We start from the raw sequence: 24,619 nt of genomic DNA on the forward strand, positions 1-24,619 counted from the left end.
GAAAAAGGCGGCCTTGAGCCGCCTTCTTCATTGCCTGCAAAAACCATGAACGGGTCAGAGCGCTTTCTTGATCTTGTCCTTCACGTCGCCATAGCCCTTCTGCACTTTGCCGGCGATCTTGTCGGCCGTGCCTTCGGCTTGGGTCTGCCTGTTGCCGGTCGCCTTGCCGGCGGCCTCCTTGATCGAGCCCTTGACCTGCTTGGCCACGCCAGCAACTTGATCCTTGTTCACCATCTTTGCATCTCCTGGGATTTCATTTCGCCAGAAGCAAACGGAGCCGGCTGGCTTAGGTTCCGATGAGAACGCAAATCATCGTCGCATTGGTCGCTTATCTGGTCGCCGAAGCGCTTTGCCGCCATGATGTCGAATGGCTAGTGTGACGAAAATTTTGGGGAGACCATCTTGGCCGAATTCACGCTGATCATCGCCAACAAATGCTTTTCGTCCTGGTCGCTGAGGCCATGGGTGGCGATGAAGCATCTGGAGATACCGTTCGAGGAAGGTTTTGTGCGCCTGCGCACGCCCGAGACCTTTGCCAATCTGGCGAAAGTGTCGCCGACCGGCCTCGTGCCGGTGTTGAATCACAATGGCAGGATCGTCTGGGAAACCCTTGCCATCCTTGAATATCTGGCCGACCTGTTTCCCGAGAAGAGGCTTTGGCCGCAGGATATTGGCGCTCGTGCCTTGGCGCGCTCGGTGGCGACCGAGATGCATTCCGGTTTTCGCGAGGTGCGCTATGGTTGGCCGATGAATTTGCGCCGGCCAAAGGGGCACAAGCCGCTCGACGCCGAAGGCGAACTGCAGCGCGCGCGGATCGAAACGATCTGGCGCCAGTGCCGGGAACAATATGGCAAGGGCGGCCCGTTCCTGTTCGGCCATTTCACCGCGGCAGATGCCATGTACGCGCCGATCGTCACCCGCTTCGACACCTATGGCGGCGACCTAGCGCCGGATACACGCGCCTATGTCGACGCGGTGCTGGCGACGCCGGCGATGCGGCACTGGTATGCGGAAGCGGCGAAGGAGACGTGGCCGGAGCCCGGCCCGGACGAATAGGGCTGCACTTCGGGAGCAACCGATGGCCAGCAAGGCAGAGACCAAGGTGCCCAAAATCTTCCATTGCCGGCTGATCCCGCCCCGGCCGGACTTCGCCTTCACCATGACGGAGGAGGAGAGGGAGCTGATGGGCAGGCATGCCGACTATCTCAGAGGCAAGCTGCGCGAAGGCACCATGATTTTGGCCGGCCCGGTCGCTGACCCGGCTGGCCCCTGGGGGCTGCTGATCCTGCGTGTCGGCAGCGAAGCCGAGGCGAGGGCGGTGACCGACGGGCGATCCAGTGTCGAGTTCGGGCCGCGGTTTCCACTACGAGATCCTCCCGCTGATCAGCGCGATCCTGTAGGCTGCTCCGGCCACAATATGTCCAGCATCTGCGGCAACAGGTCGTCTAGCAGATGCTGGGACTTCGCCTCCGGTGTGAGCTTCGAAAACTTGCCGCTGAGCGCCAGATGGGCAAAGCCGTGCACGGTTGACCAGGCTGCCAGCATCGTGGCGTTCGTTGGCGCGTCAAGCTCGGCATCCTCGGGCAACCCGCGCAAGGCAAGGATCGTGCGAGCGATCGGTACCTTTGCCAGTTCGGACGCCGCCGCCAGCCGTGCGTCGTCCGGCAGCAGAAGATCATACCGGAACATCAGCTGGAAGCGGCCGGGATAGGCCAGCGCAAAACGCACATAGCCGGCCGCCTGCTGTTTCAGCCGCGCGGTCGCGCTCTCGGCCGACCCTTCAACCTCGATATGGCGGGCGAGTTCCTCAAAGCCGAGAATGGCGACTTCGGTGAGCAGCCCGGCGGAGCTGCCGAAATGGTGCGCGGGGGCTGCAGGCGACACATGGGCGCGCCGCGCCGCCTCGCGCAGCGTAAAACCTTCGAGGCCGCGCTCGGCGAGTATGGTGTCCGTCGCCTTGATCAGGGCATCCCTTAGGTCGCCATGGTGATAGGCGTCACGCGTCGTTTCGACGGCCATTCGATTTCTCCCGCACCCAATCTTTACAGTGTACAGATTTTGCGTTACTTGTCACTTAACGCTGTTAAGATGACCGCACATCAACCCCAGGAGACATCCCCCCAATGTCTACCCAGTCCTTATCCACTTACAGCTTAGCTACCCAGCCCTCGTTTGCAGTCTTGTCGGCAATCCCGCATGCCGCCGTCAATGATCCTCCTGCACCAAGTCACTGGACAGCCGCCGATATTCCCGACCAGTCCGGGCGCACGATCATCGTCACCGGCGCCAACAGCGGTCTCGGCTTCCAGACGGCGCTCGAACTTGCGCGCCACGGCGCCCATGTCGTTATGACCGCGCGTGACGAGGAAAAAGGCCGGGTGGCAAAGGCCAGGATCGAAGCCGAGCGTGTCCGCGGCTCGCTCGAATTGCGCAAGCTCGATCTTGCCGATCTTGACGATGTGAAGCGCTTTGCCGCCGGCATCATCGCGGACGGGCTGCCCGTAGATGTGCTGGTCAACAATGCCGGCATCATGATGCCGCCGCGCAGCCTGACCAAGCAGGGCTACGAACAGCAGTTCGGCGTCAATCATCTCGCCCATTTCGTGCTGACGGCGCTTCTCATCGATCATCTGGCGCAGAGCAGCGACGGCCGGGTGGTCACCGTCAGCTCCGACCTGCACAAGCGCGGGAAGATCCATTTCGACGACCTTTCCGGAGCGCGGGATTATGGCCGCATGGCGTTCTATGCCCAGTCGAAATTCGCCAATGTGCTGTTTGCCCTGGAGCTCGACCGTCGCCTGAAGGCCGTGGGCCTGCCGGTGCGCAGCCTGCTCGCCCATCCCGGCTATGCCGCCACCAATCTGCAGCTGAGCGGCCCGACCGGCATCCTCAAACTGTTCATGCGCTTCGGCAACCGCTTCTTTGCGCAGGACGTGGCCATGGGCGCACTCAACCAGCTTTACGCGGCAACCGCACCGACAGCAGCAAGCGGGCAGTTCATCGGGCCGGACGGCAGGCGCGAAATGAGCGGCTATCCCAAGGTTGTCCAGCCAATTGATGCGGCACGCGACCCCGACCTCGCAAAAAGACTGTGGCGGCTGTCCGAGGATCTGACCGGCGTCCGCTTCAACCTGGCAAAGCTGGGGGCCGCCCATGCCGTCTGACATCCTTCGCTTCTTCCGCGCCTGGATGTTCGATCCGCTGCGTGTCGCCTCGATCACGCCTTCAAGTGCTGCGCTGGCACGGCTGATGGTTTCCGAGATCGGTGCCGGGACTGGATCGGTGATCGAACTCGGGCCGGGGACGGGCGTCTTCACCCAGGCTCTGATCCGGCGAGGCGTCAGTGAGGACAGACTGATCCTGGTCGAAAAGGGCGCTGAGTTCGCTGCGATGCTCGGCCAGCGTTTTCCGCGAGCACGCCTGCTGCGCATAGACGCGGCCGACATCGGCGACGCGATCGGGACGCAGTCCGCGCAGGCCGGCGCGGTGGTCAGCGGCTTGCCGCTATTGTCCATGCCGGCCAGGACGGTGGCGGCCATTGTGGCCGGATCGTTCGCACATCTGCGCGAAGACGGCTCTCTCTACCAGTTCACCTACGGTCCGCGCTGCCCGGTCCCCGGCGGGCTGCTGGAAGGGCTCGGCCTCGAAGCGACGCGGATGGGACGCACGCTGAGGAACATTCCGCCGGCGACGGTCTACCGCATCGCGCGCCGCCCGGTTGCGCTGCAAGCGAACCCCGACCGGCCGCCGGGCATCACAATGAAGCGGGAAAGAGCTTAGGGTACATACAAGAACGCCTCTCGCACCATTTAATGTGCGGGAGGCGTCCTGTTGCCAGCATTCTGAGATTGCTCTCTGTACTGCTGACACCATAAAAATGCGCCGGCTTGGGATTGGTTCCGGCCTTGTGCATTTTTTTTTACGTCTGCCTTATCCTGCGCCCGGCTCGCCAGTTGAGGCGTCATCCCTTAACATCTCCAGGTTGAATTCTGGTCGCAGGAAAACCAGAAATTGACTCGGCGCCAAAAGAAGTCTACAAGACATATGTCGATATTTGTTTGACCGACTTTTGTTATCCGCGCACACCAAGCGCGCCTTTGACGAACTTCCCCATCAAAAATCGAGACAAACGCTGTTGTGCAGTCGCGCAATGGTGAACGAATATTTGCCAGGGAAAGGGTTCTTCATGGCCACCGGCACAGTGAAATGGTTCAACGCCACCAAAGGTTTTGGTTTTATTCAGCCTGACGACGGCTCCGCCGACGTTTTCGTCCACATCTCGGCCGTAGAGCGCGCCGGCATGCGTGACATCGTCGAGGGTCAGAAGCTCGGCTACGAGATGACCCGCGACAACAAGTCGGGCAAGATGTCCGCCGATCAGCTGAAGGCGGCCTGATCAAGAAATTCAGCCTTCCGGTGACCACGGATGTACTGGCACCGATGAAAGGCTGAAAGGAGTGCCTTGCGCATCCAACTGGATGCGCGGCGCTTCCATGGAAGGTCAGGCGGTGCCTGGCCTTTTTCATTTTGCGTGTCATGCCGCTAAAAGTGCGCTGCACGCAGGCCGGAACGTGCTAAGGGACGCTCCAGCAATCTGAACCGCCCATATTGCCCCGATGCCGTATTGCCTTTGGTCGTGAGCAACGACCGGTCTCGTTCTATCGGCACCAGGCTCCCGACAGGAGAAAGTTTTTGACCACTCAATCGAAGACCGCCGACCAGGCCGGCTCGCTGTTCAGCAAGACGCAGACCCAGTCGATGTCACTCAACCGCATCCTGTCCGAGCGTGATGCCGTCAGCGAGGCACGGGAAGCCAAGACCGCGCGCTTGCGCGAATTGCGCAAGGAAAAGGAAGCCGACGAGATGGCGGCGGCCGCAGCACTTGCGGCGTTGCCGAAGCGGGCAGGCAAACGTTGATGGCCACCAAGCGCGTGCCGCCTAAACTGATCGACGCCGATTCGACCATCGCGTCCATGGTCGAAGGCCTGGACAAGCCGGTCGAATATGTCCGCCGCGTGCTGGAAAAGCTCGAGCGCTGCAAGCGCGCGCATGGCGATGCCCAGGTGCGCGTCGGCGTGCGCGGTCGCGCCGAAGCTCCGAACTACCTGATTGAATATGTCCGCGAGGACAAAAAGACCCAGGAGCGGGTGACCTACCAGGACGCCGCCTATAGTGGCAGCACCCATCGCGAGCTGGCGGCGCACCACATTGCGGAAGCCAGGAACTGGTCGCCCGAGGAAATGAACATCACGGCGGTCTCGGCGCTGATCGGCCGCTTGCGCAATCCGCGCGCACCATCATCGCGTTTTTCCGACGAGGACTGACATGGCCATAAAGTTTTCCGCCAAGGACCAGCCGGCAGTGCCGGCTGCCGCTGCAAAGCCGGCCAAGCCCGCTGCCGCGCCGAAGGCCGCTGAACCGTCCGCGACCGATCTGTTCGAGGCGCCAGCCGCCACGCCATCGCGCAAGGCAGGCAAGAAGAAATAGCGCCTTGCCGCCCCAGGCCGATCGCAATCTCGCTGGGCTGGCCGCTTTGGCCGCCAGGGACGTTTTGTCATCGGAACAGAGCGCTGATCCGGTTTTCGACTGCCAGAGCTGCGGCGCCTGCTGTTCCTATTCGGCCGAATGGCCGCGCTTCTCGATGGAAGACGATGCGCAGCTCGACCGGATTCCGGAAAAGTTCGTGGCGGCCGACCTGTCCGGCATGCGGTGCGAGGGCGTTCGCTGTACGGCGCTGACCGGCGAGGTCGGTAAGCACACGGCCTGCGGCATTTACGAGATCCGCCCCGACGTCTGCCGCGCCTGCATGCCCGGCGGCGACGATTGCCTGATGGCGCGCAAGGCGCACGGGATGGAACTGCTAATCTCCCCCCTCGTGGGGGAGATGCCCGGCAGGGCAGAGGGGGGCGCTGTCCCGCCGGCCTCTCTGTCGAGTTTCAATCCTACGCCTGAGTAGCCTTCGAAGTTCGAGACGTAGGCGATCCTTCGCGCCCCCCTCTGGCCTGCCGGCCATCTCCCCCACGAGGGGGGAGATCAAGCTCACTGCCGGCTTGCCTCATCCCAAATCCCCCGATAGCTTCCGCCACGGGCAGGGCGTTGGAGGATCCATGAGCATCGAATTCCTGTTGACGTCGCTGATCGTCGTGGCTTCGCCCGGCACCGGCGTTCTCTACACGCTGAGCGCCGGGCTTTCGCGCGGCGTGCGCGCCTCGATCATTGCCGCATTTGGCTGCACGCTCGGCATCATCCCGCATATGGCCGCCGCCATCACCGGCCTGGCGGCGCTGCTGCACACCAGCGCTGTCGCCTTCGAGACCCTGAAGTATCTCGGCGTTGCCTATCTGCTTTACATGGCCTGGAATACGCTCAAGGAGAAGGGCGGCTTGAGCGTCGACGAAAACGCAGCACCCCGTTCCGCTGCCAAGGTCATCACCTCCGGCATTCTGATCAACATCCTCAACCCGAAACTGTCGATCTTCTTCTTTGCCTTCCTGCCGCAATTTGTCAGCACCACCGAACCCAACGCCTTCGCCAAAATGCTCGAACTCTCGAGCGTCTTCATGCTGCTGACCTTCGTCGTGTTCGTCGCTTACGGCATCTTTGCCGCCTCGATCCGCAGCCACGTCGTGTCGCGGCCGATGGTGCTGACCTGGATGCGCCGCACCTTTGCCGGCGCCTTCGTCATGCTCGGCGCCAAGCTGGCGCTGGCCGATCGGTAGGAAAGACGGGGCGCGGCGCTATCCCTTGACGTAGCCCATCGCCTCGACGATCCGCCCATCCGCGACGCGCATCAGATTGACGCCGCGGATGGAGTTGCCGTCGGCCATGAAATAACGCCAGCGGATCGTTGCCCGCTCACCGGCGACAAACGTTTCCTCGAGGTCGAAGCGCGTGCCGGGCTGGGTGGCGATCGCCGACCACAGGAAGACGCACGCCTCTTTGCCGGCATGGCGGGCGCCGTCCGGTGCCGGCACGGTGTTTTCGATGACGCAGTCCTCGGCGACCAGGTCGCCGAGCGCCGATGGATCGTGCAACTGGAACACATCGTTGAAGCGCTGCATGATTTCGGCGGTCTGCCTGGAGCGGTCGTCCGGATGAATGTTCGTGATGCTGTTCTGGCTCATCTCATATCTCCTGGTTTTCATTGTTCCGTGGTGGCGACGAGCTCGGCCTTGAGCGCGATGGTTGTGACGCCGGCCAAAGCGCGAGAGACAAGGCAGGTCGTCTTCGCAGTCTCCGCCATGCGCTGGAATTCGGCGGGTTCGAGGCCCGGGATGTCGGCTAGCGTTTCGAGATCGATGCGGGTGATCGTCGGCCCCGCGGCGGTCGCACCGAGATGGACCTTGGCGATGGTGCGAATGCTGCGGGCAACATGGCCGTCCTGGCCGAGGATGAAGGTCAGCGCCATCGAGAAGCAGCCGGCATGGGCCGCGGCTATCAGTTCTTCCGGACTCGTGCCTGGGCCGTTTTCAAAGCGCGACGGGAAGGAATAGGCGCCTTCGAAGACGCCGCTGCCCAGCCGCAACCGGCCGGCGCCTTCCTTCAGCGTCCCTTGCCATTCTGCGAAAGCTTCACGGATTGTCATGGTCGTTCTCCTTCGTTTGGGGTTGAAAATGATGAGCGGCAACCGGGTCAGGCGCTGTCGATGACGACCTTCCCGAACACGTCGCCCTGCTGGAAATAGCGGTAGGCATCGGCGGCCTCGGCAAAGGGGAAGACCTTGTCGATGACGGGCTTCAGGCGATGCTGGGAGACGGCGCGCAGCATCGCTTCGAGGTTCGTCCGGCTGCCGACGAACAGGCGGCTGATGGTGACGAGGCTGCGCTGGTAAAGTGCTGCCGGCATCTCGATCGATCTGCCTTTGGCATCTTGCAGCGTCAGCAGCACGATGTGCCCGTAAAGCGTGCTGGCAATCAGCGACTGCGCGAAGGTGGCCGGGCCGCCGGTTTCAACGACGAGGTCGATGCCGCCGGTCTGTTCGCGCACCCAGCCGCCCCATTCCGGCGTGTCGGTGCTGGAGACAACCAGGTCGGCGCCCAGCGCTCGCAGCCTGTCGGCTTTCTCGGCGCGCGACGTGACAGCCACGACGCGGCAGCCTGCGAGTTTGGCGAACTGCAGCGCAAACAGCGCTACGCCACCCGAACCGATGACCAGAACCCATTGACCTGGTTTGAGAATTCCAGGTCCCGTCACCGCATTCCAGGCCGTCACGCCGGCGCAGGTCAGCGTCGCCGCCTCGTGCCAGCTCAGATGATCGGGCAGGCGCGCCGCCCATTGCTCGTCGAGCACGGCATATTCGGCCAGCATGCCGTCCAGCGTGCAACCGAGCTGGTCGATCAGCCCGGCATTGATGCGGCCGTCGATCCAGCGGGCGAAGTAGCTGCCGGTGACGCGGTCGCCGACGGCAAAGCGGCTGACCTGATCGCCAATCGCGACGACCTCACCGGCGCCATCGCTCAACGGAATGACACCCTGGCGCGGCGGCAGCGGATAGGTACCGCCAAGGATCATAGTGTCGCGGCGATTGAGCGAGGTGGCGCGAACGCGGATCACAATCTCATGCGGTTTCGGTTCTGGCCGCGCCGCGTCGCGCATCGCCACGGATTCGGCCCCGCCGGATCCTTCGAGATGGTAGCTGCGCATATCGCTCTCCTAAAAGTATGTAGACTGATCTACATATTATGTAGACCGGTTGTCATATTTTTCGCAAGGCCTATAATGGCTGCTGCTGACAGAGGCTGACATGGCAAACGACACCCGCACCCGCATACTCGAGACGACGGCGCTGCTGCTGCGGCAGCGCGGCTATCACGGCACTTCGCTCAACGACATCTTGAGCGCCAGTGGCGCACCGCGCGGCTCGCTCTACTTCCATTTTCCCGGCGGCAAGGACCAGCTGGTCATCGAGGTGACGCGCGACAGCGTTGCCGACGTGACCAAAAGGCTTGGCGAGGCGCTCGCCGCCGAGAACGACCCGGCGGTGGCCGTCCATCACATCTATCAGTCGGTCGGGCGCATGCTGGAGGACAACCAGTTCTCGCTGGGCTGTCCGATCGCGCCGGTGGTGCTGGATTCACCGACCGACGTGCCGGAACTGGCCGAACTCTGCCGGTCGGCTTTCGAGCAGTGGATCGGCTTGCTGCGAGAGGCCTTTGTCAGGGCAGGGGTGCCCGAGCCCCGCGCGCATGCCTTGGCGCTGCTGGTCGAATCCTCGCTGGAAGGGCTGATGGTAATCGCTCGCGCCACCCGCGACCGCGCCCCGCTGCAGGCAGTGGCCGACGAAGTGGCGGCGCTGATCGAAGGCGCTGTGCTGGCTGGGCGAGAAACGCGGCGACGCGCGGATGCAACCGTCTGAGCCTCGGCTGCTTCGGCGATTTTCCCTGTTTCACGCCTTCATGGCGTCGATAACTGCGCGCAGTCCGCCCGACATGTTGCGGCGGCTCGGATAGTAGAGGTAGAGCCAATCCTCCGGAGGGCACCATTCGTCCAGGCAGCGGACCAGCCTGCCATCGAGGATATCGCGTTGGGCGCGGTTCTCCCAGACATAGGCCAGCGCCACGCCCGAGAGCGCGGCCTGAACCATCAGGTCATGATCGTCGAGCGCGATCGGGCCACTCGGATGGAAGGCGATGGCCTCGCCTTTCAAATCGAATTCCCAGGGATAGCGCATTCCGTTCGGATACATGTTTTGCACGCAAACATGATCGCTGAGATCCCGCGGTGTCCGAGGTATCTTGCGGTTGCGGAAATAGTCCGGCGAGCCGACCACCGCGAAGCGCAACCGCGGCTTGATCTTCACAGCGATCATGCCTTCCCTGAGGCTCTCGCCCAGCCTGATGCCAGCGTCAAAGCCTTCCTCGACGATGTCGACCAGCCTGTCGGTCGCCGCGAACTCGATCTCGAGGTTGGGATTGTCTGTGACGAGCGGTCCGATGACACGCCCGAGCACGAAAGGCGCGATCGAATTGGGCACGTTGATCCGCACCTTGCCGAACGGCGTGTCGCGGAATTGGTTCAATGCATCGAGCGCCGCGCCGATGTCGCCGAAGGCCGGTGCCAGTCGGGCCTGCAGCATCGCTCCCGCATCGGTCAGCGACACGCTGCGTGTCGTGCGGTTGAGCAGGCGAAGGCCGACGCGCTCTTCGAGATTGCTCACCGCATGGCTGATCGCGGAGGCGGTGACGCCGCGCTCTTCCGCCGCTCGGCGAAAGCTGCTGTGGCGCGCCACGGAATCGAAAGCGGCCAGTTCGGAAAGATCAGTCGCACGCATTGATGATTGTCACTCAGGAGTATCGATAGGATTGTCACTCTAATCGCTGCAATCGAATTGCGCCATCTTCTTCCCATGCCGCAAGCAATCACGCAGCGGTTCACGATCAAAGGGAGAAATTCAAATGACTGACTTCCAGATGCCCGCAAAAAACACCGCTTCGGCCTTTGCCAACATGCACGGTCATCACGTGGCGTTGCGCGTCCCGAACTATGAGACCGCCAAGAGCTGGTATGTCGACAAGCTCGACTTTCGTGTCGTCCATGAATGGCCATTCGCCGACGAGCAACTCGCCTATCTCGCGCCGGCCAATGACGACCACTTCATGATAGAGTTGCTGGGCGGCGGCGATCCGCTGCCGATCGATGCGCCGGCCTACAAGGATCTCGCCGATAGCTTGCGCTATTCCGGCTACCATCATTTCTGCATCAACGTCGCCGATATCGAAGCGACGGTCGCCGAGCTGCGCAAGCGCGGCGTCACCATCGTCACCGAACCATTCAAGCTCGACGATATCAGCCGCAAGCTGGCTTTCGTTGCAGATCCCTTCGGCAATCTGATCGAGCTCGCCGAAATCGTCTGATCCGTTACCCGAAACAACAAAAAGGGCGCCTTTCGGCGCCCTTTCCGTATTTTTTGCAGATGGAAGCGTGGATTAGAAATCCATGCCGCCCATGCCGCCCATGCCGCCGCCGCCCATGCCGCCAGGCATGCCGCCGCCAGCCGACTCCTTCTTCGGAGCCTCCGCGATCATGGCTTCGGTGGTGACGAGCAGGCCGGCGACCGAAGCCGCGTCCTGGAGAGCCGTACGCACGACCTTGACCGGGTCGACGATGCCCATGGCGATCATGTCGCCATACTCGCCGGTCTGGGCGTTGTAGCCGTAGGTCGCGCCCTTGTTGTCAAGGATCTTGCCGGCAACGATCGAAGCTTCAGCACCTGCGTTCGAAGCGATCTGGCGGGCCGGAGCCTGCAGCGCACGACGAACGATGTTGATGCCAGCAGCCTGGTCGGCATTGGCGCCGGTGGCCTTGATGTTGGCCGAAGCGCGCAGCAGGGCAACGCCACCACCAGCAACGATGCCTTCTTCCACGGCCGCGCGGGTCGCGTTCAGGGCGTCATCAACGCGGTCCTTCTTTTCCTTGACTTCGACTTCCGTCGCACCGCCGACGCGGATCACGGCAACGCCGCCGGCGAGCTTCGCCAGACGTTCCTGCAGCTTCTCCTTGTCGTAGTCCGACGTGGTCTCTTCGATCTGCTGCTTGATCTGGGCAACGCGGCCCTGGATCTCGGCCTTCTTGCCGGCGCCGTCGACGATGGTGGTGTTCTCCTTGGAGATCGACACCTTCTTGGCGCGGCCGAGCATGTTGAGGCCGACGTTCTCGAGCTTGATGCCGAGGTCTTCCGAGATGACCTGGCCACCGGTGAGGATGGCGATGTCTTCCAGCATGGCCTTGCGGCGATCACCGAAGCCCGGCGCCTTGACGGCGGCGATCTTCAGGCCACCACGCAGCTTGTTGACGACGAGCGTGGCCAGAGCCTCGCCTTCGACGTCTTCCGAGATGATGAGCAGCGGCTTGGAGGTCTGCACGACGGCTTCGAGAACCGGCAGCATGGCCTGGAGGTTGGAGAGCTTCTTCTCGTGCAGGAGGATGTAGACGTCCTCGAGCTCGGCAACCATCTTGTCGGCGTTGGTGACGAAGTAGGGCGAGAGATAGCCGCGGTCGAACTGCATGCCTTCGACGACTTCCAGCTCGGTCTCGGCGGTCTTGGCTTCCTCAACGGTGATGACGCCTTCGTTGCCGACCTTCTGCATCGCTTCGGCGATCATGGCGCCGACCGACTCGTCGCCATTGGCCGAGATCGTGCCGACCTGGGCAACTTCCTCGGAGGTCTTGATCTTCTTGGCAGCCTTGCCGAGAGCCGCGACGACTTCGGTCACGGCCAGATCGATACCGCGCTTCAGGTCCATCGGGTTCATGCCGGCGGCAACCGCCTTGTGGCCTTCCTGGACGATCGACTGCGCCAGAACGGTCGCGGTCGTGGTGCCGTCGCCGGCGATGTCGTTGGTCTTCGAAGCAACTTCGCGGACCATCTGCGCGCCCATGTTCTCGAACTTGTCTTCAAGCTCGATTTCCTTGGCGACGGTGACGCCGTCCTTGGTGATGCGCGGCGCGCCGAACGACTTGTCGATGACGACGTTGCGGCCCTTGGGGCCGAGGGTCACCTTCACCGCGTCGGCGAGGATGTTGACGCCGCGCAGCATGCGCTCACGGGCGTCGCGAGAGAATTTTACGTCTTTAGCAGCCATTTTCAGCTCCTGGCAGGGGCTTGCGATGAAGCCCGGAATTCAGTTGACGGTGAGGCCGATGATCAGCCGATGATGCCCATGATGTCGGATTCCTTCATGATCAGAAGGTCTTCGCCATTGAGCTTGACTTCGGTGCCCGACCACTTGCCGAACAGGATGCGGTCGCCAGCCTTGACGTCCAGCGGGACCAGCTTGCCAGCTTCGTCACGAGCGCCGGAGCCGACGGCGATGATCTCGCCTTCCTGCGGCTTTTCCTTTGCCGTATCCGGGATGATGATCCCGCCGGCGGTCTTGGATTCGGATTCGACCCGGCGAACGACCACGCGGTCATGAAGCGGGCGGAACTTCGACTTTGCCATTTTTTCTTCCTCGAATGAGAACGGTGAGAACAGTTCCTCCATCCGGCGATGCCGGACATCAGTTAGCACTCACCAAGGGAGAGTGCTAACGTGGCGGTGAGATAGGCCTGTGGCTTGCGAGAGTCAAGGCGCGCGGGAAGGGGCAATCGCGCGAAATTTTTCCAATGTTGTCGCGCTATAGTGGAAAATCCGGGTCGCCGCCAAAATCGGGCAGCAGCCTGCCCACTTCGATACGCTGGGATGCTCGCCCACCAGATGTCATCCGCCAAAATCGGTCCTGCAAACCTTACCGGCGCCGCGGCGATTCAAGCACCAGCAGAGGACAGCGTTCCGCCAGCCCATAGGTCCCTGTCGAGGCGAGGCGGACATTGTCAAAAAACCGGCTCGCCTCTTCGATAAGCGTTGCCGCCGGGGCGAAGCTGTAGACCGTCTGCGAATTCGCGTAGACGTCGATGGTGCCGATGACCGGCATATCCCATCCGGTGGTGGCGGCAAGGACGTCCCGGTCGGCAAACATCGCATCGAAGGCGTCAAGGATCCCCCGCACCGGAATGGCCCGGTCGGGATCGCTGCCGGCACACGACATGGCAATCCGCCATTTGAGTTCGTGGAAGGTCGCGACGCCACCGGAAAGGGCCAGCGCCCGGACCTCTTGCGGATCGTCCGGCACCTGCGGGCTTGCATAGGCCCGCAATGCCGCCCGCGCGCCGGGCTGCAGCACACGGGCGATCTCGGCAAGCAGGGTCTGGCGTGCGACCGAGGACCCCAGCGCCGACAGGCAGCCGTCGCCGATCACCGCGCCGGCACTGTCGTCGCCCAGCGGCAGCTCCAGCCAGTTGCCGATCACCGCCTTGCGCGAGGCGGTATCGCCCGGCCAGATGCCCGCTATCATGGCAGGGGACTCGTCGACCGCGAGCATGGTCCGGCCGAGACCGGCAAGTTCCGGCGTGACCCCAAGCAACACCACATCGACCGATTGCAGGCCGAGTTCACGCTCATAGGCGGCGACGGCTTCCGGCGGCGGACACAGCGGCGACCCGAGAAGCCGCCAGTGACGGCGAATTGCGTCCCAGTGGCCAGTCATTCGGAACGGCTTGGGGAATGGCTGGACATATTTCCTTCCAGGCTGTTGGTTGCCTTACGTGTTACCGCATCCATGGAGAGGTCGTGGCCCGCATTGCCGTCATAACGCATGAATATGACCCCTTCCAGAGCCGGCACGGCCTGCTGTTGCGCCAGGACAGCCCCTACATGCTGTTCGACATCCTTGCGGAGCTTAAACGGCGCGGTCACTCCGTGCGGATCCAGCGTGGACCTTCGGCAAAGCATGACGCCGATATTGCCGTCCTGCATGTCGACGCGACAGTGACGCCATCGGACTATGTCGAGTACGCCAGCGGATTTCCCTTTTGTCTCAACCTCGGTGCAACCGACATTTCCAAGCGCTGCATCAGCGGTGCGATCCTCGAGCAGGGGGCCGGCTGGGGCGGCGAGGTCATCGTCAAGAGCAACCTCAATCATTGGGGAACGCCTGAGGATCAGATCAATCGAAAGTCCGTTCGCGCGGGCAAGGCCGCGCCTTTTCCGAGCGCGCAGACTTTCGATCGCTATGAGGTCCATGCCTCGCTGGCCGATGTGGCGCCGGAGATTTTCGGGCGTGCCGACCTGATTGTGGAAAAATTCATCCCCGAAATCGAGCCCGACGGGTTTGCGGCGCGGTTCTGGATATTCTGCGGCGATCGGGAGCGCTGCACGCGCTATGTCTCGCCGCAGCGTCTGGTCAAGGGCGACGATACCATCCGCCGCGAGCCGGTCCCGGTTCCCGACGAGCTGCGCGCCCTGCGTCGGAAGCTCGGCTTCGACTACGGCAAGTTCGACTTTGTCGTGCATGAGGGCAGGGCGGTGCTGCTCGATGCCAACAAGACCCCCGGCCGAGCCAGGAACCTGTCGAAGATCGTCGCCGCCGGCACCGCCAACCTGGCCGACGGCTTCGAAAACCTTATCCGCCGGGCCGCACAGCGCTCAATCGGGCGCTAGACGAACAGCCGCAACTGCGTGTGGATGATCGACCGGTAGTCCTCGATCGTATGGCGGCTTTCCGTTTCGTCCTGGGTCAGCGCCATGCGCACGACGCCGCCGGCAAGCTGGAAGATCAGGAACACCATGCGCCCGAACTCTTGGCGCCGCTCCGGCGCCAGAAACGGCCCGACATGGTCACAGAACATCGCCGCCTGGCGCCGGGTTTCGGCGATGTCGAGATTTTGCAGCGCCTTGTCGGCCTGGATGGCGTTCTGCAGGTCCTGGATGGCCGGGTCGCCGGCAACGCGTTCATAGTAGTCGTCGAGCAGCCGGTCGGCGGCTGCGATTACGTCGCTCAACCCGCCAATGTCGGCAACGATGGCGGCTAGCCGGGCGCGGCTCACCTCGGAGAAGCGTTCGTAGAGCATCGCCAGGATCGCCGACTTGTTGGGGAAGTAGTGATAGACGGTGGCGATCGGCCCGCCGGCCAGCGCACCGACTTCCTTCATGGTGACGGCGTCGATGCCCTTTTCACCGATCAGCCTCATGGTCGTCGCCAGAATGGCGTCGATGCGTTCACGGCTGCGCTCCTGCTTCGGCCTGCGCCTTGGCTCGGTCACCGTTCTCACTGCTTCACTCATGCCGCCACCCTCTCGATCGTCAAGATCATTCGATGCCCAGCCTTGCTGATGCCGAGTCCCACGAATGATTGACAAACGAATATGATCGAGTATCAGTTTCTAAATGCTGACAGATTGTCAGTTTTTTTGCCGTAGGGCAAGGGACGTTGGGAGGCGCCTGTGAGTTCAATCGGGAAGGTCGATGCCGGGAACGGTGACTGGCTGGTCGGCAACCCGACCGGGGCGCAGCTTGCCTCGGCATTGTGGATCGGTTCGGTCGGCCTGCTCATTCTCGGGCTGCAGCCGGTGCTGCTTGGCGCGCTCTACACCGAAGGACATGTCAGCGGCGATGAACTCGCGCTGGTGGCCACGGCCGAAATGATCGCCATCGGCATCGGCTCGGCGGTCATCGCGATGCTGCTGTCCGCTCACAATATGCGCTGGAAAAGTGCAATCCTTCTGGTCCTGCTGGCGTTGGCGAACTGGGCAACCGCTTATGCGGTCAGCTCGAACGCGCTGATTGGCGCCCGCGCCGTGGCCGGTGTTGCCGAGGGCGGCCTTGTGGCGGTCGCCACCGAGCTGATCGCCCGCTCGCGCCGGGCCGAGCGCATCGGCGGCTTCTTCGTCACTTTACAAACCCTGGCGCAATGCGCGCTGGCCCTGTTGCTGGCGCTTTACGTGATTCCGGCCGCCGGATCGGCCGGAGGCTTCATCGTCCTTGCCGTCGTCTGCATCGCTTCGGTCGCGGTCGCCTTCCTGGTCCCGGCAGACTATGCCGACCTGCCCAAGGAGGAACAGTTCAGCAATGTGCTGACCGTTCCTTCGCTCACCGCTTTGCTGTGCGTCTTCTGCTACTTCATGTTCTTCGGCTCGGTCTGGGCTTTTCTCGAGCCGCTCGGCGCTCAATACGGCATCGATGGCCGCACCGTCGGCCTGATCGTATCGGCCAGCCTCGCGGTCCAGGTCCTGGGAGCGATGACGGCAACTGTTTTCGAGGCGCGCATCGACTACCGCATCGCCATCATGGCGATCGGCGTGGTCGCCGTGGCTTGTTCCGCGGTGCTCGCCGGCAACCCCGGCTTGGCGATTTTCTGGGCCGCCGCCTTGGTCATGGGCTTCATCCTTCTGTTCATCGTGCCCTATCAGATCCGCTTGGCGATCACCGCCGACGAGACGCGCACGGCCGTGCTTCTGGTGCCGGCTGCCCAGCTCTTCGGCCTGGCGATCGGGCCGATCGCGGCATCGCTGCTGATCGACGGCAAGGATTTTAGGCCGATACCGGAGTTCGCCGCCGTGAGTGCCGCGGCCAGCGTCGTACTGCTCGGCCTGTTCATCCTGGTCGCGCGCCGCCGCGCCATCGCCTGACCGAACCCACTCTTCCCGAAGACACGATGGTGTGAGCATCCAGTCGGTCGTTACGAGGATACTTGACTAAGTCAAATAAATGATTGATCGTCCTGGGGCAAGGAGGCTGGCCCATGACGATCCATCATCAACCCGGCAAGGAACGCATCGACGCGGTGCGGGCTTTCAACCGCTTCTACACCCGCCAGATCGGCCTGCTCGACGAAGGCCTGCTGAAAAGCGCATTCTCGCTGACCGAGGCGCGGGTGCTTTACGAACTGGCGCATCGCGACGGGCTGACGGCCACCGATCTCATTCGCGATCTCGGCCTCGACGCCGGCTATGTCAGCCGGCTGTTGAAGAAGTTCGAGCACTTGCAGCTGATTTCGCGCACGGCGCTGGCATCGGATGCGCGGCAGTCGTCGATCATGCTGACGCCAGCGGGGCGAGAGGCCTTCGCGCCGCTGAACCGCGGTTCGCACGACCAGGTCGCGGCCTTGCTGGAGCGGCTCCCCGCTGCCGAACAGGACCGGCTGGTCAAGGCCATGCAGACGGTGCAGCAGCTCCTGGGCGAGAGCCCGGAGCCCAAAGTCCCCTATATGCTGCGGCCGCTGCAGGTCGGCGACATCGGTTGGATCGTACGTCGCCAGGGACAGATCTACGCACAGGACTATGGCTGGGACGAAACCTATGAGGCGCTGGTCGCCGAAATCCTCGGCGCGTTCGTCAAATCCTTCGATGCAAAATGGGAGCGCAGCTGGATCGCCGAGCGGCAAGGCGAGGTGGTCGGCTCGGTCTTCGTCGTGCGCAAGTCGGACGAGGTAGCAAAACTGCGCCTGCTCTATGTCGAGCCTTCGGCGCGCGGCCTCGGTATCGGCAAGCGGCTGGTCGAGGAGTGCATCGGCTTTGCCCGCGCCAAGGGCTACAAGACGTTGACCCTGTGGACCAACGACATCCTCACCGCCGCCCGTCACATCTATGAAAATGCCGGCTTCAAGCTGGCCGACGAAGAGCGCCACCACGCCTTCGGCAAGGATCTGGTCGGCCAGAACTGGAACCTGGAGCTTTAGCGCCTCACGCGCGAACCGGGATCCAGATCTCCAGCCCGCCATTGCCGCTGCGCGGATCGAACTCCGGGCCGTAGCGTTCGAATTCCGGGCCGTCCGCGATCTCATGGCCGGAGGCCGGCAGCCATTTGTTCCAGATCGTGTTGACGGTGCGGCGGATGGTCGAGATGTGCTCGGCATGGGTGAAGACCGCGTATTTCTGCGCCGGCACCCGCACGCGGGAAAGCTCCTTCGGCAGGTCGGAGAAATCCAGCACTTCTACGCCGGCGGTATAGTCGAAATTGCCGGCATCGTCGCCGTTGACGCAGACGCCATAGGCGACGTCGCCGGTCTCGCCCGGAATGTTGCCGATATAGGGACCGAAGCGTTGCCACTGCATCGGAATGGCGGCGCTGGATTCGCAGCTGTAGCGCTCGCCGAGGCCGGCGATGAGGAATGGCCGGCCGGCCTCGAAGCGCGGCGGCGGCAGTGAGGCGAGAAAGGACTGGTCCATCAGGATCGGCTCCACGAGGTCGAGGTTTTTGAGGCTGCCCTGCGCACGCACCAGCTCCGGCGTGGTGCCGAACTGGTCGCGGAAGGCGCGGGTGAAGGCCTCATGCGAAGCGTAGCCGGCATCGAGCGCGACCGCGAGAATGTCGGGCGCGCCGGCGGCCAGCTTGCGCGCCGCTTCGGTCAGCCGGCGGGCGCGCATATAGCCCATCACCGAACGGCCGGTGGCGGCGCCAAACGCCCGCGTCACATGAAAGCGCGACACGCCGCTGCTGTGCGCGACATCGTCGAGCGAGATCGCTTCCGGCAGATGGCTTTCGACAAACCACAGCGCTTTCTCGGTCGGGTTCATGGCTCTCATTCTCGCATCGGCGGGCTGACACTATCCATCGCGCCGCCCGACAGTTTGATCGAAATTGCGCACTGGGCAATAATGCAGCATGCCGTGTCGATGTGGGGATCGAAACGGCACGATCCGGGGATGGGTGTCCTGATGACAGCGACGGCTGCCGATGGCCTGAACCGATCCGGCTTTGCGTGGCGCGGCGGCTTGACAGGGCGACGGGGTACCCTTTAGTTGTTATGATATTACATAACTGACCAATGCAAAGTGGAGCAACCGTCACAGAAATTCATTGCGGCGCGACCGATGGAAAACTACGCTGCGCCTCGTGATGGTCCCCGCGCCGAAAGGTCAGGGGTGAAAAGGGAACACGGTGAAATCCGCAAGGATCGAAGCCGTGGCTGCCCCCGCAACTGTAAGCGGCGAGCAAAATCCGACAAGCCACTGGCCGGCAAGGCTGGGAAGGCAGGATGGCGCAACGACCCGCGAGCCAGGAGACCTGCCATCTCAATGAGTTGACCGGACGGGGTGTGCCGGGAGGAGACGTGGACGTCGGTCTTGTCGGCCGGCTGCCCGAACTGCCTTCCGTCGCCTATCGAGAAAGTGACGGAACGTTGGACGCCGACATCCACCGCATCATCGTGTGCACGCTCTGCCGCGATCTCGTGACCGGGATCAGGTCGGGCGAGGGCCTCTGCGCCGATCTGCGCGCCCGGCTCGCGGCTCACCATGAACCGGCTGTTGCCCAGGGCTTTTCGGTCGAGGGCGTGGCCTGCATGGCGGGTTGTTCGCGGCCGCTGACTGTCGGCTTCCAGGCGCCCGGCAAGGCCGCCTACCTCTTCGGCTCCATCGATGCGCGGGCCGACGCCGGCGACCTCGTGCGATTTGCGAAACTCTACGCCTCACTTGCCGATGGCTGGTGCAATTCAGGGCAGCGTCCGGCCGGGCTGGCGGGCAAGACACTCGCCCGCATTCCGGGTTGTCCGACAACAGGTGGACGATGAACGCGCCGCTTCTCGAAGCCAGCAAGCTGACCGCGGCCGCCAACGACCGGTTGCTGGTGGATGGCGTCAGCCTGTCGGTGGCCGATGGCGATCGCCTCGCCATCATCGGCCCCAATGGCGCCGGCAAGACGACGCTGTTACGCATGCTCAGCGGCACGCTGCGGCCAAGCGCGGGCGATGTGACATTTCTCGGCCGCCGGCTGGACCGGATCTCGACCGCCGAGCGCGCTCTCCACATGGCCGTCGTCGGCCAGACCGACCAGCCGGATCCCCGGCTCGGCGTGATCGATTATGTCGAACTCGGCCGGGTTCCGCATGCCGGCTTGAGGCGCCGGCACGAAGACCGCGACATCGTTGTCGACGCACTGGGCCGGACCGGGCTCTTGCCGCTCGCCGGCCGTACCATCGGCTCGCTGTCAGGCGGCGAACGCCAGCGCGCGCAATTGGCGCGCGCCATCGCCCAGCAGCCGCGCATCCTGTTCTTGGACGAACCGACCAATCACCTCGATCCGCGCGCCCGCGGCGAACTGCTCGACTTGGTCGCAGGCTTCGGCATGACTGTGGTTGCCGTGCTGCACGATCTGTCTCTGGTCGCGCCCTTCGCCACCCGGGTCGCGGTGATGAATGAGGCGCGCCTGCACGCCCTGGCCGGACCGCGCGAGGCGCTGACCCAGCACCTCATCCGCGACATCTTCGGTATCGACGTCCTGCGGCTGCGCCATCCGACCGAAGACCGCGAGCTCACCGTCTTCGAAGTTCCCAACCGTGTCTCGTCGCCATTCTGATCCAACCCATTCCAAACTCATCCAAGGAGCACCGCCCCGTGAAACGCCTCGTTCTGTCGCTTGCCGCCTCGCTGTTTGCCTCCGCCGCCTTTGCTTTCCCGGTGACCGTGGACAGTTGCGGCAAGCCGCTGACCTTCGATGCGCCGCCCAAGCGCGCCGTCATTCACGATCTCAACATGGCCGAGATGGCGTTTGCGCTGAAACTGCAGCCCTCGATCGTCGGCCTGACCGGCATTACCGGTTGGTACAAAGTCGGCCCGGAATTCAAGGCCGAGCAGGGGTCGATCCCGGAACTGGCGCCGAAATATCCGACGATGGAAAACCTTGTCGCGGTCCAGCCCGATTTCTTTTTCGCCGGCTGGTATTACGGCATGGACCCGGGCGGCGCGGTGACGCCAGACACGCTGGCGCCGCACGGCATCAAGACGCTGGTGCTGACCGAAAGCTGCGTCCACCTCGACAAGAACCGCCCCGCCGCCTCGATGGACCTGCTTTATGGCGACGTCGAAAAGCTGGGCAAGATTTTTGGCAAGGAGGCTGACGCCGAGAAGCTTGTCACCGACTGGAAGGCACAGCTCGCCGCCATCACCGCCAAGGTCGGCGACCGCAAGGACACGCGCGTGTTCCTCTTTGACTCCGGCGAAGACAAGCCGTTCACCGCCGGCAAGTTCGCCATCCCCAGCGCCATGATAACGGCCGCCGGCGGCGAAAACATCATGGCCGACATGGATACCAGCTGGGGCAACACCGATTGGGAAACAGTGGCGTCGCGCAACCCGCAATTCCTCATCCTGCTCGATTACCAGGATGGCGGCGGCTACAAGAAGCTGCTCGATTTCCTGAAAGCGCACCCGGCGATGAAGGAGACCGATGCGGTCAAGAACGAACGCTTCGTGGCGCTGCGTTACGCCGAGCTGACGCCCGGACCGGCCAACATCGAGGCCATCGAAAAGATCGCCAAGGCAATGCATCCGGAAGCGTTCTGAGCATGTCGCCCAAAAGTGCGCAGCGGTTTTGGGGCAACGACATGCTTCAACCGGGTATCTGAGCTTGTCGCACAAGGCATTTTTTCCGGTCATGGTGGTGGGAGCGGTGGCAATCGCCGCTCTCGCCCTGTTGTCGATCGCCTATGGTTCGACGCTGATCCCGCCGAGCGATGTCGTTGCAGCGCTTGGCCGTGCCATCGGGCTCGGCGGTCACGACGTGTCCGGCCCGGTCGGCAAGATCGTCGTCGATCTCCGGCTGCCGCGCACCATACTGGCCATCTGCGTCGGCGCTGGCCTCGGCATTGTCGGCGCCCTGCTGCAGACGGTGACCCGCAACGATCTCGCCGATCCGTTCCTGTTCGGCCTGTCGTCGGGAGCCGCCGCCGGTGCGGTTTCCGTCATCACCGTCTTCGGCGACAGTTTTGGCATCTGGACCTTGCCCGTCGCGGCCTTCACGGGCGGCATCCTCGCCACCGGCGTCGTGCTGGTGTTGGTGGCGCGGGTCAAGGGGCAGGGCCCCGAACGGCTGATCCTTGCCGGCCTCGCCGTCTCCTTCCTGTTCACCGCGCTCACCAACTATCTGGTCTTTGCCGGCGACCAGCGCGCAGCCCATTCCGTGCTGTTCTGGACGATGGGCGGCCTTGGCCTGGCGCGCTGGGACAACGTCTGGCTCGGCGCGCTGGGCGCAGGCACCATCCTTGCCTATGCGCTGTGGAACCACCGCCGGCTCGATGCATTCCTGGCCGGCGAAAATGCCGCCGAAAGCCTTGGCGTGCCGGTGGCGCGGATGCGCAGGACCACTTTTCTCGTCGCGGCGTTCTCGACGGCAATTCTTGTCTCGGTCGCCGGCGTCATCGGTTTCGTCGGCCTGATGATCCCGCATCTGTCGCGGCCCTTTGCCGGTCCCCTGCATTTGCGCCTGGTCGCCAGCTGCGCTGTGCTTGGCGCCGTGCTGCTTCTGGCAAGCGACCTGCTGGCGCGCACCATGCTGCCGCCGCAGGAACTGCCGATCGGCATCATCACCAGTTCGGTCGGCGCCTTCTTCGTGGTCGCGATGGTTATTCGCAATCGACGTTGATGCCCGTCGGCATCACTGACAGCGATCGTATTTTCTGGCTGCCATCCCTGATTGCCGGCTCTGGCGCAATGCGGCATCTTGAATAGTAAGCACGCTTATAATATGTATCACTCATGGTTTCCGACGGCATAGACAGACTGGGCTTTTTGATCCACGACGTGCAGCGCCTGCTGCGCAAGCGCTTCGAGACGCGCGCCAGCGGGCTTGGCCTGTCCTCGGCGCAATGGCGGCTGATGGTCCGCGTCGCCAAGGAAGAGGGCATCAGCCAGGCGCGGCTTGCCGAACTGCTTGAAATCGAGCCGATCAGCGTTTCGCGCCTCGTTGACCGGATGGAGGAGGGCGGCTGGATCGAACGCCGCGCCGATGCCGCCGATCGCCGCGTTCGCATGATTTTCCCGACCGCCAAGGCGAGCGCCGCCTATGCCGAGGTCAAGAGCCTGGCTGGCGAAGTCTATGAGGAATCGCTGGTCGGCGTTTCGCCGGAAGATCGCCGCGTCCTGATCCGGGCGCTGGACACCATCGTGCAGAACCTTGCGGATGGCGAGACGTCGTCTCTGAAGAGTACGGAAGGGGCAGCGGCATGAATGCGGCAGCCAAGATAGATGAGAATGTGACCAAGCTGGAGGTGGAAGCGCCGGCACAGTCGGCCGCCGCTCCTGTCGCGGTGGCTCCGCCGGTGCAGCCCGTACCGGCTCCAAAAAAGCCGCGCCGCCTCGGCCGCTTGCTGTTGATGGTCGTCCTGCCGGCGGCATTGGCCATTGGCGGCGGCTACGTCTGGGTGACCGGCGGCCGCTATCAGGAGACCGAAAACGCCAATTTGCAGCAGGCCAAGGTGTCGATTGCCTCGGATACGGCCGGCCGCATCGTTCAGGTCGACATTGCAGACAACCAGCTGGTCAAGCAGGGTGATGTGCTGTTTGCCATCGATCCCGAGCCCTACCGGATCGCGCTGGCGCAGGCCGACGCGGCCGTTGCGGTCGCACGCGTCGGCATCGAACAGTTGCGCGCGGCCTACAGCCAGGCGCTGGCGCAGGAAAAGTCCGACGCCAGCCAAGTCGACTACGCGCAATCGCAATATGACCGCGCCGCCGACCTTGCCCAGAAGGGCATCAACGCCAAATCCTCGCTGGATGAGGCCAAGAACGATCTCGACAAGGCAAAGCAGCAGCTGACCGTTGCCGAGCAAGGCATCGTCAGCGCCAAGGCCGCTCTCGCCGGCAATCCCGATATCGAGACCGACAAGCATCCGACGGTGATGGCTGCGCTCGCCGCGCGCGACAAGGCCGCCTACGATCTGGCGCAGACCACGGTCAAGGCGCCAGCCGATGGCGTCGTCAGCCAGGCCTCGTCCTTCAAGGTTGGTCAGTATGTCGGTTCCGGCACGCCGTTGTTTGCGCTGGTCGAAACCGGCGACACCTGGATCGACGCCAATTTCAAGGAAACCCAACTCACCCACATGAAAACAGGCCAGAAGGCCGAGATCGTGGTCGACACCTATCCGGGCCGCACGTTCGAGGCGACCGTCAAGGCGATCGGCGCCGGCACCGGCGCGGAATTCTCGCTGCTGCCGGCCCAGAACGCCACCGGCAACTGGGTGAAAGTCACGCAGCGCATCCCCGTGCGCCTGGAGCTCACCGATGCCGACGCCAAAATGGCGCTGCGCACCGGCATGAGCGCCTCGGTCACGGTGGACACCGGCGTTGCCCGCGGGTTGCCGGCCATCTTCGGTCACGCCGCCGCGGGCGAGGCACAATAGACTGTGAATGGACCGTGATCCTGAAAAGCGGGATCACGGCCGGGATGCTCGCTCAGGCGAGATGTGATGACAGGATTGGTCCGATGGCAGGTTGCGCGACGGGTGGGGTTGGACCGGGCCGCATCGCGGCCTGACCACAGCCTGGCCATCGCGACGCCGATCCATGGGTCCTTGGATTTCCGGGCGGC

At 63.4% G+C, this 24,619-nt stretch carries 31 protein-coding genes, 1 pseudogene and 1 riboswitch; of the genes and pseudogenes, 21 read left to right on the forward strand and 11 right to left on the reverse strand.

Annotated elements, in window-relative coordinates; genetic code table 11:
* Nucleotides 1-54: 54 nt before the first annotated feature.
* The gene (locus AC1DZ8_RS14575) at nucleotides 55-234 is read right to left on the reverse strand and encodes a CsbD family protein (protein WP_192252721.1); all 180 of its coding nucleotides are present in this window, start codon (nucleotides 232-234) and stop codon (nucleotides 55-57) included.
* A 168-nt stretch (nucleotides 235-402) separates the two neighbouring features.
* Here AC1DZ8_RS14575 and AC1DZ8_RS14580 point away from each other — a divergent pair, with 168 nt between their 5' ends.
* The gene (locus tag AC1DZ8_RS14580) at nucleotides 403-1,056 is read left to right on the forward strand and encodes a glutathione S-transferase family protein (protein ID WP_477309195.1); all 654 of its coding nucleotides are present in this window, start codon (nucleotides 403-405) and stop codon (nucleotides 1,054-1,056) included.
* Nucleotides 1,057-1,159: 103 nt separating this feature from the next.
* Nucleotides 1,160-1,285: pseudogene (locus AC1DZ8_RS14585) on the forward strand (YciI family protein); the annotation flags it as partial.
* A gap of 98 nt (nucleotides 1,286-1,383) precedes the next feature.
* Here the strand turns inward: AC1DZ8_RS14585 and AC1DZ8_RS14590 are convergent.
* A complete protein-coding gene (locus AC1DZ8_RS14590) occupies nucleotides 1,384-2,019 on the reverse strand; it encodes a TetR/AcrR family transcriptional regulator (protein WP_477309193.1) in 636 nt (211 codons plus the stop codon).
* Nucleotides 2,020-2,123: 104 nt separating this feature from the next.
* Here AC1DZ8_RS14590 and AC1DZ8_RS14595 point away from each other — a divergent pair, with 104 nt between their 5' ends.
* From AC1DZ8_RS14595 to AC1DZ8_RS14630, 8 genes are all read left to right on the forward strand, one after another.
* Nucleotides 2,124-3,164, forward strand: coding sequence for an oxidoreductase (locus AC1DZ8_RS14595; RefSeq protein WP_477401094.1), 1,041 nt, complete (start codon nucleotides 2,124-2,126; stop codon nucleotides 3,162-3,164).
* The gene (locus tag AC1DZ8_RS14600; RefSeq protein ID WP_477309570.1) at nucleotides 3,154-3,780 is read left to right on the forward strand and encodes a class I SAM-dependent methyltransferase; all 627 of its coding nucleotides are present in this window, start codon (nucleotides 3,154-3,156) and stop codon (nucleotides 3,778-3,780) included. Before AC1DZ8_RS14595 ends, AC1DZ8_RS14600 begins: the two co-directional genes overlap by 11 nt.
* Before the next feature lie 406 nt (nucleotides 3,781-4,186).
* Nucleotides 4,187-4,396, forward strand: a complete 210-nt coding sequence (locus tag AC1DZ8_RS14605; protein WP_023671502.1) for a cold-shock protein — start codon at nucleotides 4,187-4,189, stop codon at nucleotides 4,394-4,396.
* Nucleotides 4,397-4,692: 296 nt separating this feature from the next.
* Entirely contained in the window at nucleotides 4,693-4,917 is a 225-nt protein-coding gene (locus AC1DZ8_RS14610; protein WP_112562407.1) for a hypothetical protein, read from the forward strand.
* Nucleotides 4,917-5,324 (forward strand): hypothetical protein, encoded by a 408-nt coding sequence (locus AC1DZ8_RS14615; protein ID WP_477309569.1) that lies wholly within the window; start codon nucleotides 4,917-4,919, stop codon nucleotides 5,322-5,324. The genes AC1DZ8_RS14610 and AC1DZ8_RS14615 overlap by 1 nt, the downstream gene beginning before the upstream one ends.
* Nucleotide 5,325: 1 nt before the next feature.
* Entirely contained in the window at nucleotides 5,326-5,487 is a 162-nt protein-coding gene (locus AC1DZ8_RS14620) for a hypothetical protein (protein WP_477309568.1), read from the forward strand.
* Between the two features lie 4 nt (nucleotides 5,488-5,491).
* The gene (locus tag AC1DZ8_RS14625; RefSeq protein ID WP_477401097.1) at nucleotides 5,492-5,956 is read left to right on the forward strand and encodes a YkgJ family cysteine cluster protein; all 465 of its coding nucleotides are present in this window, start codon (nucleotides 5,492-5,494) and stop codon (nucleotides 5,954-5,956) included.
* A gap of 151 nt (nucleotides 5,957-6,107) precedes the next feature.
* Nucleotides 6,108-6,719: a LysE family translocator gene (locus AC1DZ8_RS14630; protein WP_477309573.1), complete on the forward strand. Its 612-nt coding sequence runs from the start codon at nucleotides 6,108-6,110 to the stop codon at nucleotides 6,717-6,719.
* A gap of 18 nt (nucleotides 6,720-6,737) precedes the next feature.
* On the opposite strand, the gene AC1DZ8_RS14635 is transcribed toward AC1DZ8_RS14630, so the two are convergent.
* The 3 genes from AC1DZ8_RS14635 to AC1DZ8_RS14645 are packed head-to-tail and all read right to left on the reverse strand — an operon-like array spanning nucleotide 6,738 to nucleotide 8,643.
* Nucleotides 6,738-7,124 (reverse strand): nuclear transport factor 2 family protein, encoded by a 387-nt coding sequence (locus AC1DZ8_RS14635; protein WP_477309567.1) that lies wholly within the window; start codon nucleotides 7,122-7,124, stop codon nucleotides 6,738-6,740.
* 17 nt (nucleotides 7,125-7,141) lie between these two features.
* Entirely contained in the window at nucleotides 7,142-7,585 is a 444-nt protein-coding gene (locus AC1DZ8_RS14640; RefSeq protein WP_477309566.1) for an OsmC family peroxiredoxin, read from the reverse strand.
* Nucleotides 7,586-7,632: 47 nt separating this feature from the next.
* Nucleotides 7,633-8,643, reverse strand: coding sequence for a zinc-dependent alcohol dehydrogenase family protein (locus AC1DZ8_RS14645; RefSeq protein WP_477309565.1), 1,011 nt, complete (start codon nucleotides 8,641-8,643; stop codon nucleotides 7,633-7,635).
* Nucleotides 8,644-8,743: 100 nt separating this feature from the next.
* Here AC1DZ8_RS14645 and AC1DZ8_RS14650 point away from each other — a divergent pair, with 100 nt between their 5' ends.
* Nucleotides 8,744-9,355, forward strand: coding sequence for a TetR/AcrR family transcriptional regulator (locus tag AC1DZ8_RS14650; protein WP_477309564.1), 612 nt, complete (start codon nucleotides 8,744-8,746; stop codon nucleotides 9,353-9,355).
* 30 nt (nucleotides 9,356-9,385) lie between these two features.
* Here AC1DZ8_RS14650 and AC1DZ8_RS14655 read toward each other — a convergent pair whose 3' ends face one another.
* Entirely contained in the window at nucleotides 9,386-10,270 is an 885-nt protein-coding gene (locus AC1DZ8_RS14655) for a LysR family transcriptional regulator (protein WP_477309563.1), read from the reverse strand.
* Nucleotides 10,271-10,394: 124 nt separating this feature from the next.
* Between AC1DZ8_RS14655 and AC1DZ8_RS14660 the strand changes: the two genes are divergently transcribed.
* The gene (locus tag AC1DZ8_RS14660; protein ID WP_477309562.1) at nucleotides 10,395-10,853 is read left to right on the forward strand and encodes a VOC family protein; all 459 of its coding nucleotides are present in this window, start codon (nucleotides 10,395-10,397) and stop codon (nucleotides 10,851-10,853) included.
* Nucleotides 10,854-10,925: 72 nt separating this feature from the next.
* Here AC1DZ8_RS14660 and groL read toward each other — a convergent pair whose 3' ends face one another.
* The 3 genes from groL to AC1DZ8_RS14675 form a co-directional block, all read right to left on the reverse strand.
* Entirely contained in the window at nucleotides 10,926-12,581 is a 1,656-nt protein-coding gene (groL, locus tag AC1DZ8_RS14665; RefSeq protein ID WP_477309561.1) for a chaperonin GroEL, read from the reverse strand.
* Between the two features lie 62 nt (nucleotides 12,582-12,643).
* Nucleotides 12,644-12,940, reverse strand: coding sequence for a co-chaperone GroES (gene groES / locus AC1DZ8_RS14670; protein WP_006203049.1), 297 nt, complete (start codon nucleotides 12,938-12,940; stop codon nucleotides 12,644-12,646).
* Between the two features lie 286 nt (nucleotides 12,941-13,226).
* A complete protein-coding gene (locus tag AC1DZ8_RS14675) occupies nucleotides 13,227-14,024 on the reverse strand; it encodes a class I SAM-dependent methyltransferase (protein WP_477309560.1) in 798 nt (265 codons plus the stop codon).
* A gap of 83 nt (nucleotides 14,025-14,107) precedes the next feature.
* On the opposite strand from AC1DZ8_RS14675, the gene AC1DZ8_RS14680 reads away from it, so the two are divergent.
* Entirely contained in the window at nucleotides 14,108-14,977 is an 870-nt protein-coding gene (locus AC1DZ8_RS14680) for an ATP-grasp domain-containing protein (protein ID WP_477401101.1), read from the forward strand.
* Here AC1DZ8_RS14680 and AC1DZ8_RS14685 read toward each other — a convergent pair.
* Nucleotides 14,974-15,600: a TetR/AcrR family transcriptional regulator gene (locus AC1DZ8_RS14685; RefSeq protein WP_477309558.1), complete on the reverse strand. Its 627-nt coding sequence runs from the start codon at nucleotides 15,598-15,600 to the stop codon at nucleotides 14,974-14,976. The genes AC1DZ8_RS14680 and AC1DZ8_RS14685 overlap by 4 nt on opposite strands.
* A gap of 159 nt (nucleotides 15,601-15,759) precedes the next feature.
* Between AC1DZ8_RS14685 and AC1DZ8_RS14690 the strand changes: the two genes are divergently transcribed.
* Complete coding sequence (locus AC1DZ8_RS14690) at nucleotides 15,760-16,944, forward strand: MFS transporter (RefSeq protein ID WP_477309557.1); 1,185 nt, start codon at nucleotides 15,760-15,762, stop codon at nucleotides 16,942-16,944.
* Between the two features lie 113 nt (nucleotides 16,945-17,057).
* On the forward strand, nucleotides 17,058-17,993 hold the full coding sequence (locus AC1DZ8_RS14695) for a bifunctional helix-turn-helix transcriptional regulator/GNAT family N-acetyltransferase (protein WP_477309556.1): 936 nt from the start codon (nucleotides 17,058-17,060) through the stop codon (nucleotides 17,991-17,993).
* Between the two features lie 4 nt (nucleotides 17,994-17,997).
* Here the strand turns inward: AC1DZ8_RS14695 and AC1DZ8_RS14700 are convergent, their stop codons facing one another.
* Nucleotides 17,998-18,831 carry an AraC family transcriptional regulator gene (locus tag AC1DZ8_RS14700; RefSeq protein WP_477309555.1) on the reverse strand — a complete coding sequence of 278 codons (834 nt, stop codon included), beginning with the start codon at nucleotides 18,829-18,831 and terminating at the stop codon, nucleotides 17,998-18,000.
* Nucleotides 18,832-19,137: 306 nt separating this feature from the next.
* Nucleotides 19,138-19,343: riboswitch (cobalamin riboswitch) on the forward strand.
* A 24-nt stretch (nucleotides 19,344-19,367) separates the two neighbouring features.
* Between AC1DZ8_RS14700 and AC1DZ8_RS14705 the strand changes: the two genes are divergently transcribed.
* The 6 genes from AC1DZ8_RS14705 to AC1DZ8_RS14730 all read left to right on the forward strand — a co-directional run bounded on the left by AC1DZ8_RS14705 (nucleotide 19,368) and on the right by AC1DZ8_RS14730 (nucleotide 24,431).
* Nucleotides 19,368-19,826: a DUF1636 family protein gene (locus tag AC1DZ8_RS14705; protein ID WP_477309554.1), complete on the forward strand. Its 459-nt coding sequence runs from the start codon at nucleotides 19,368-19,370 to the stop codon at nucleotides 19,824-19,826.
* Nucleotides 19,823-20,611, forward strand: a complete 789-nt coding sequence (locus tag AC1DZ8_RS14710) for an ABC transporter ATP-binding protein (RefSeq protein WP_477309553.1) — start codon at nucleotides 19,823-19,825, stop codon at nucleotides 20,609-20,611. Before AC1DZ8_RS14705 ends, AC1DZ8_RS14710 begins: the two co-directional genes overlap by 4 nt.
* Before the next feature lie 38 nt (nucleotides 20,612-20,649).
* Nucleotides 20,650-21,597 (forward strand): ABC transporter substrate-binding protein, encoded by a 948-nt coding sequence (locus AC1DZ8_RS14715; protein ID WP_477401104.1) that lies wholly within the window; start codon nucleotides 20,650-20,652, stop codon nucleotides 21,595-21,597.
* A 91-nt stretch (nucleotides 21,598-21,688) separates the two neighbouring features.
* A complete protein-coding gene (locus tag AC1DZ8_RS14720; RefSeq protein WP_477309572.1) occupies nucleotides 21,689-22,675 on the forward strand; it encodes a FecCD family ABC transporter permease in 987 nt (328 codons plus the stop codon).
* Nucleotides 22,676-22,788: 113 nt separating this feature from the next.
* On the forward strand, nucleotides 22,789-23,259 hold the full coding sequence (locus tag AC1DZ8_RS14725; protein ID WP_477309551.1) for a MarR family winged helix-turn-helix transcriptional regulator: 471 nt from the start codon (nucleotides 22,789-22,791) through the stop codon (nucleotides 23,257-23,259).
* Nucleotides 23,256-24,431 carry an HlyD family secretion protein gene (locus AC1DZ8_RS14730; protein ID WP_477309550.1) on the forward strand — a complete coding sequence of 392 codons (1,176 nt, stop codon included), beginning with the start codon at nucleotides 23,256-23,258 and terminating at the stop codon, nucleotides 24,429-24,431. Before AC1DZ8_RS14725 ends, AC1DZ8_RS14730 begins: the two co-directional genes overlap by 4 nt.
* Nucleotides 24,432-24,619: the final 188 nt, after the last annotated feature.

The sequence above is a fragment of the Mesorhizobium sp. P2_F7 genome (genome assembly GCF_056403695.1).

Bases quoted from the DNA above. Each gene is read 5' to 3' on its own strand.
- AC1DZ8_RS14575 (WP_192252721.1), bottom strand. From the start codon at position 234: ATGGTGAACAAGGATCAAGTTGCTGGCGTGGCCAAGCAGGTCAAGGGC.
- AC1DZ8_RS14590 (WP_477309193.1), bottom strand. From the start codon at position 2,019: ATGGCCGTCGAAACGACGCGTGACGCCTATCACCATGGCGACCTAAGG.
- AC1DZ8_RS14595 (WP_477401094.1), top strand. From the start codon at position 2,124: ATGTCTACCCAGTCCTTATCCACTTACAGCTTAGCTACCCAGCCCTCG.
- AC1DZ8_RS14600 (WP_477309570.1), top strand. From the start codon at position 3,154: ATGCCGTCTGACATCCTTCGCTTCTTCCGCGCCTGGATGTTCGATCCG.
- AC1DZ8_RS14605 (WP_023671502.1), top strand. From the start codon at position 4,187: ATGGCCACCGGCACAGTGAAATGGTTCAACGCCACCAAAGGTTTTGGT.
- AC1DZ8_RS14615 (WP_477309569.1), top strand. From the start codon at position 4,917: ATGGCCACCAAGCGCGTGCCGCCTAAACTGATCGACGCCGATTCGACC.
- AC1DZ8_RS14620 (WP_477309568.1), top strand. From the start codon at position 5,326: ATGGCCATAAAGTTTTCCGCCAAGGACCAGCCGGCAGTGCCGGCTGCC.
- AC1DZ8_RS14630 (WP_477309573.1), top strand. From the start codon at position 6,108: ATGAGCATCGAATTCCTGTTGACGTCGCTGATCGTCGTGGCTTCGCCC.
- AC1DZ8_RS14635 (WP_477309567.1), bottom strand. From the start codon at position 7,124: ATGAGCCAGAACAGCATCACGAACATTCATCCGGACGACCGCTCCAGG.
- AC1DZ8_RS14640 (WP_477309566.1), bottom strand. From the start codon at position 7,585: ATGACAATCCGTGAAGCTTTCGCAGAATGGCAAGGGACGCTGAAGGAA.
- AC1DZ8_RS14645 (WP_477309565.1), bottom strand. From the start codon at position 8,643: ATGCGCAGCTACCATCTCGAAGGATCCGGCGGGGCCGAATCCGTGGCG.
- AC1DZ8_RS14650 (WP_477309564.1), top strand. From the start codon at position 8,744: ATGGCAAACGACACCCGCACCCGCATACTCGAGACGACGGCGCTGCTG.
- AC1DZ8_RS14655 (WP_477309563.1), bottom strand. From the start codon at position 10,270: ATGCGTGCGACTGATCTTTCCGAACTGGCCGCTTTCGATTCCGTGGCG.
- AC1DZ8_RS14660 (WP_477309562.1), top strand. From the start codon at position 10,395: ATGACTGACTTCCAGATGCCCGCAAAAAACACCGCTTCGGCCTTTGCC.
- groL (WP_477309561.1), bottom strand. From the start codon at position 12,581: ATGGCTGCTAAAGACGTAAAATTCTCTCGCGACGCCCGTGAGCGCATG.
- groES (WP_006203049.1), bottom strand. From the start codon at position 12,940: ATGGCAAAGTCGAAGTTCCGCCCGCTTCATGACCGCGTGGTCGTTCGC.
- AC1DZ8_RS14675 (WP_477309560.1), bottom strand. From the start codon at position 14,024: ATGACTGGCCACTGGGACGCAATTCGCCGTCACTGGCGGCTTCTCGGG.
- AC1DZ8_RS14685 (WP_477309558.1), bottom strand. From the start codon at position 15,600: ATGAGTGAAGCAGTGAGAACGGTGACCGAGCCAAGGCGCAGGCCGAAG.
- AC1DZ8_RS14695 (WP_477309556.1), top strand. From the start codon at position 17,058: ATGACGATCCATCATCAACCCGGCAAGGAACGCATCGACGCGGTGCGG.
- AC1DZ8_RS14700 (WP_477309555.1), bottom strand. From the start codon at position 18,831: ATGAACCCGACCGAGAAAGCGCTGTGGTTTGTCGAAAGCCATCTGCCG.
- AC1DZ8_RS14710 (WP_477309553.1), top strand. From the start codon at position 19,823: ATGAACGCGCCGCTTCTCGAAGCCAGCAAGCTGACCGCGGCCGCCAAC.
- AC1DZ8_RS14720 (WP_477309572.1), top strand. From the start codon at position 21,689: ATGGTGGTGGGAGCGGTGGCAATCGCCGCTCTCGCCCTGTTGTCGATC.
- AC1DZ8_RS14725 (WP_477309551.1), top strand. From the start codon at position 22,789: ATGGTTTCCGACGGCATAGACAGACTGGGCTTTTTGATCCACGACGTG.
- AC1DZ8_RS14730 (WP_477309550.1), top strand. From the start codon at position 23,256: ATGAATGCGGCAGCCAAGATAGATGAGAATGTGACCAAGCTGGAGGTG.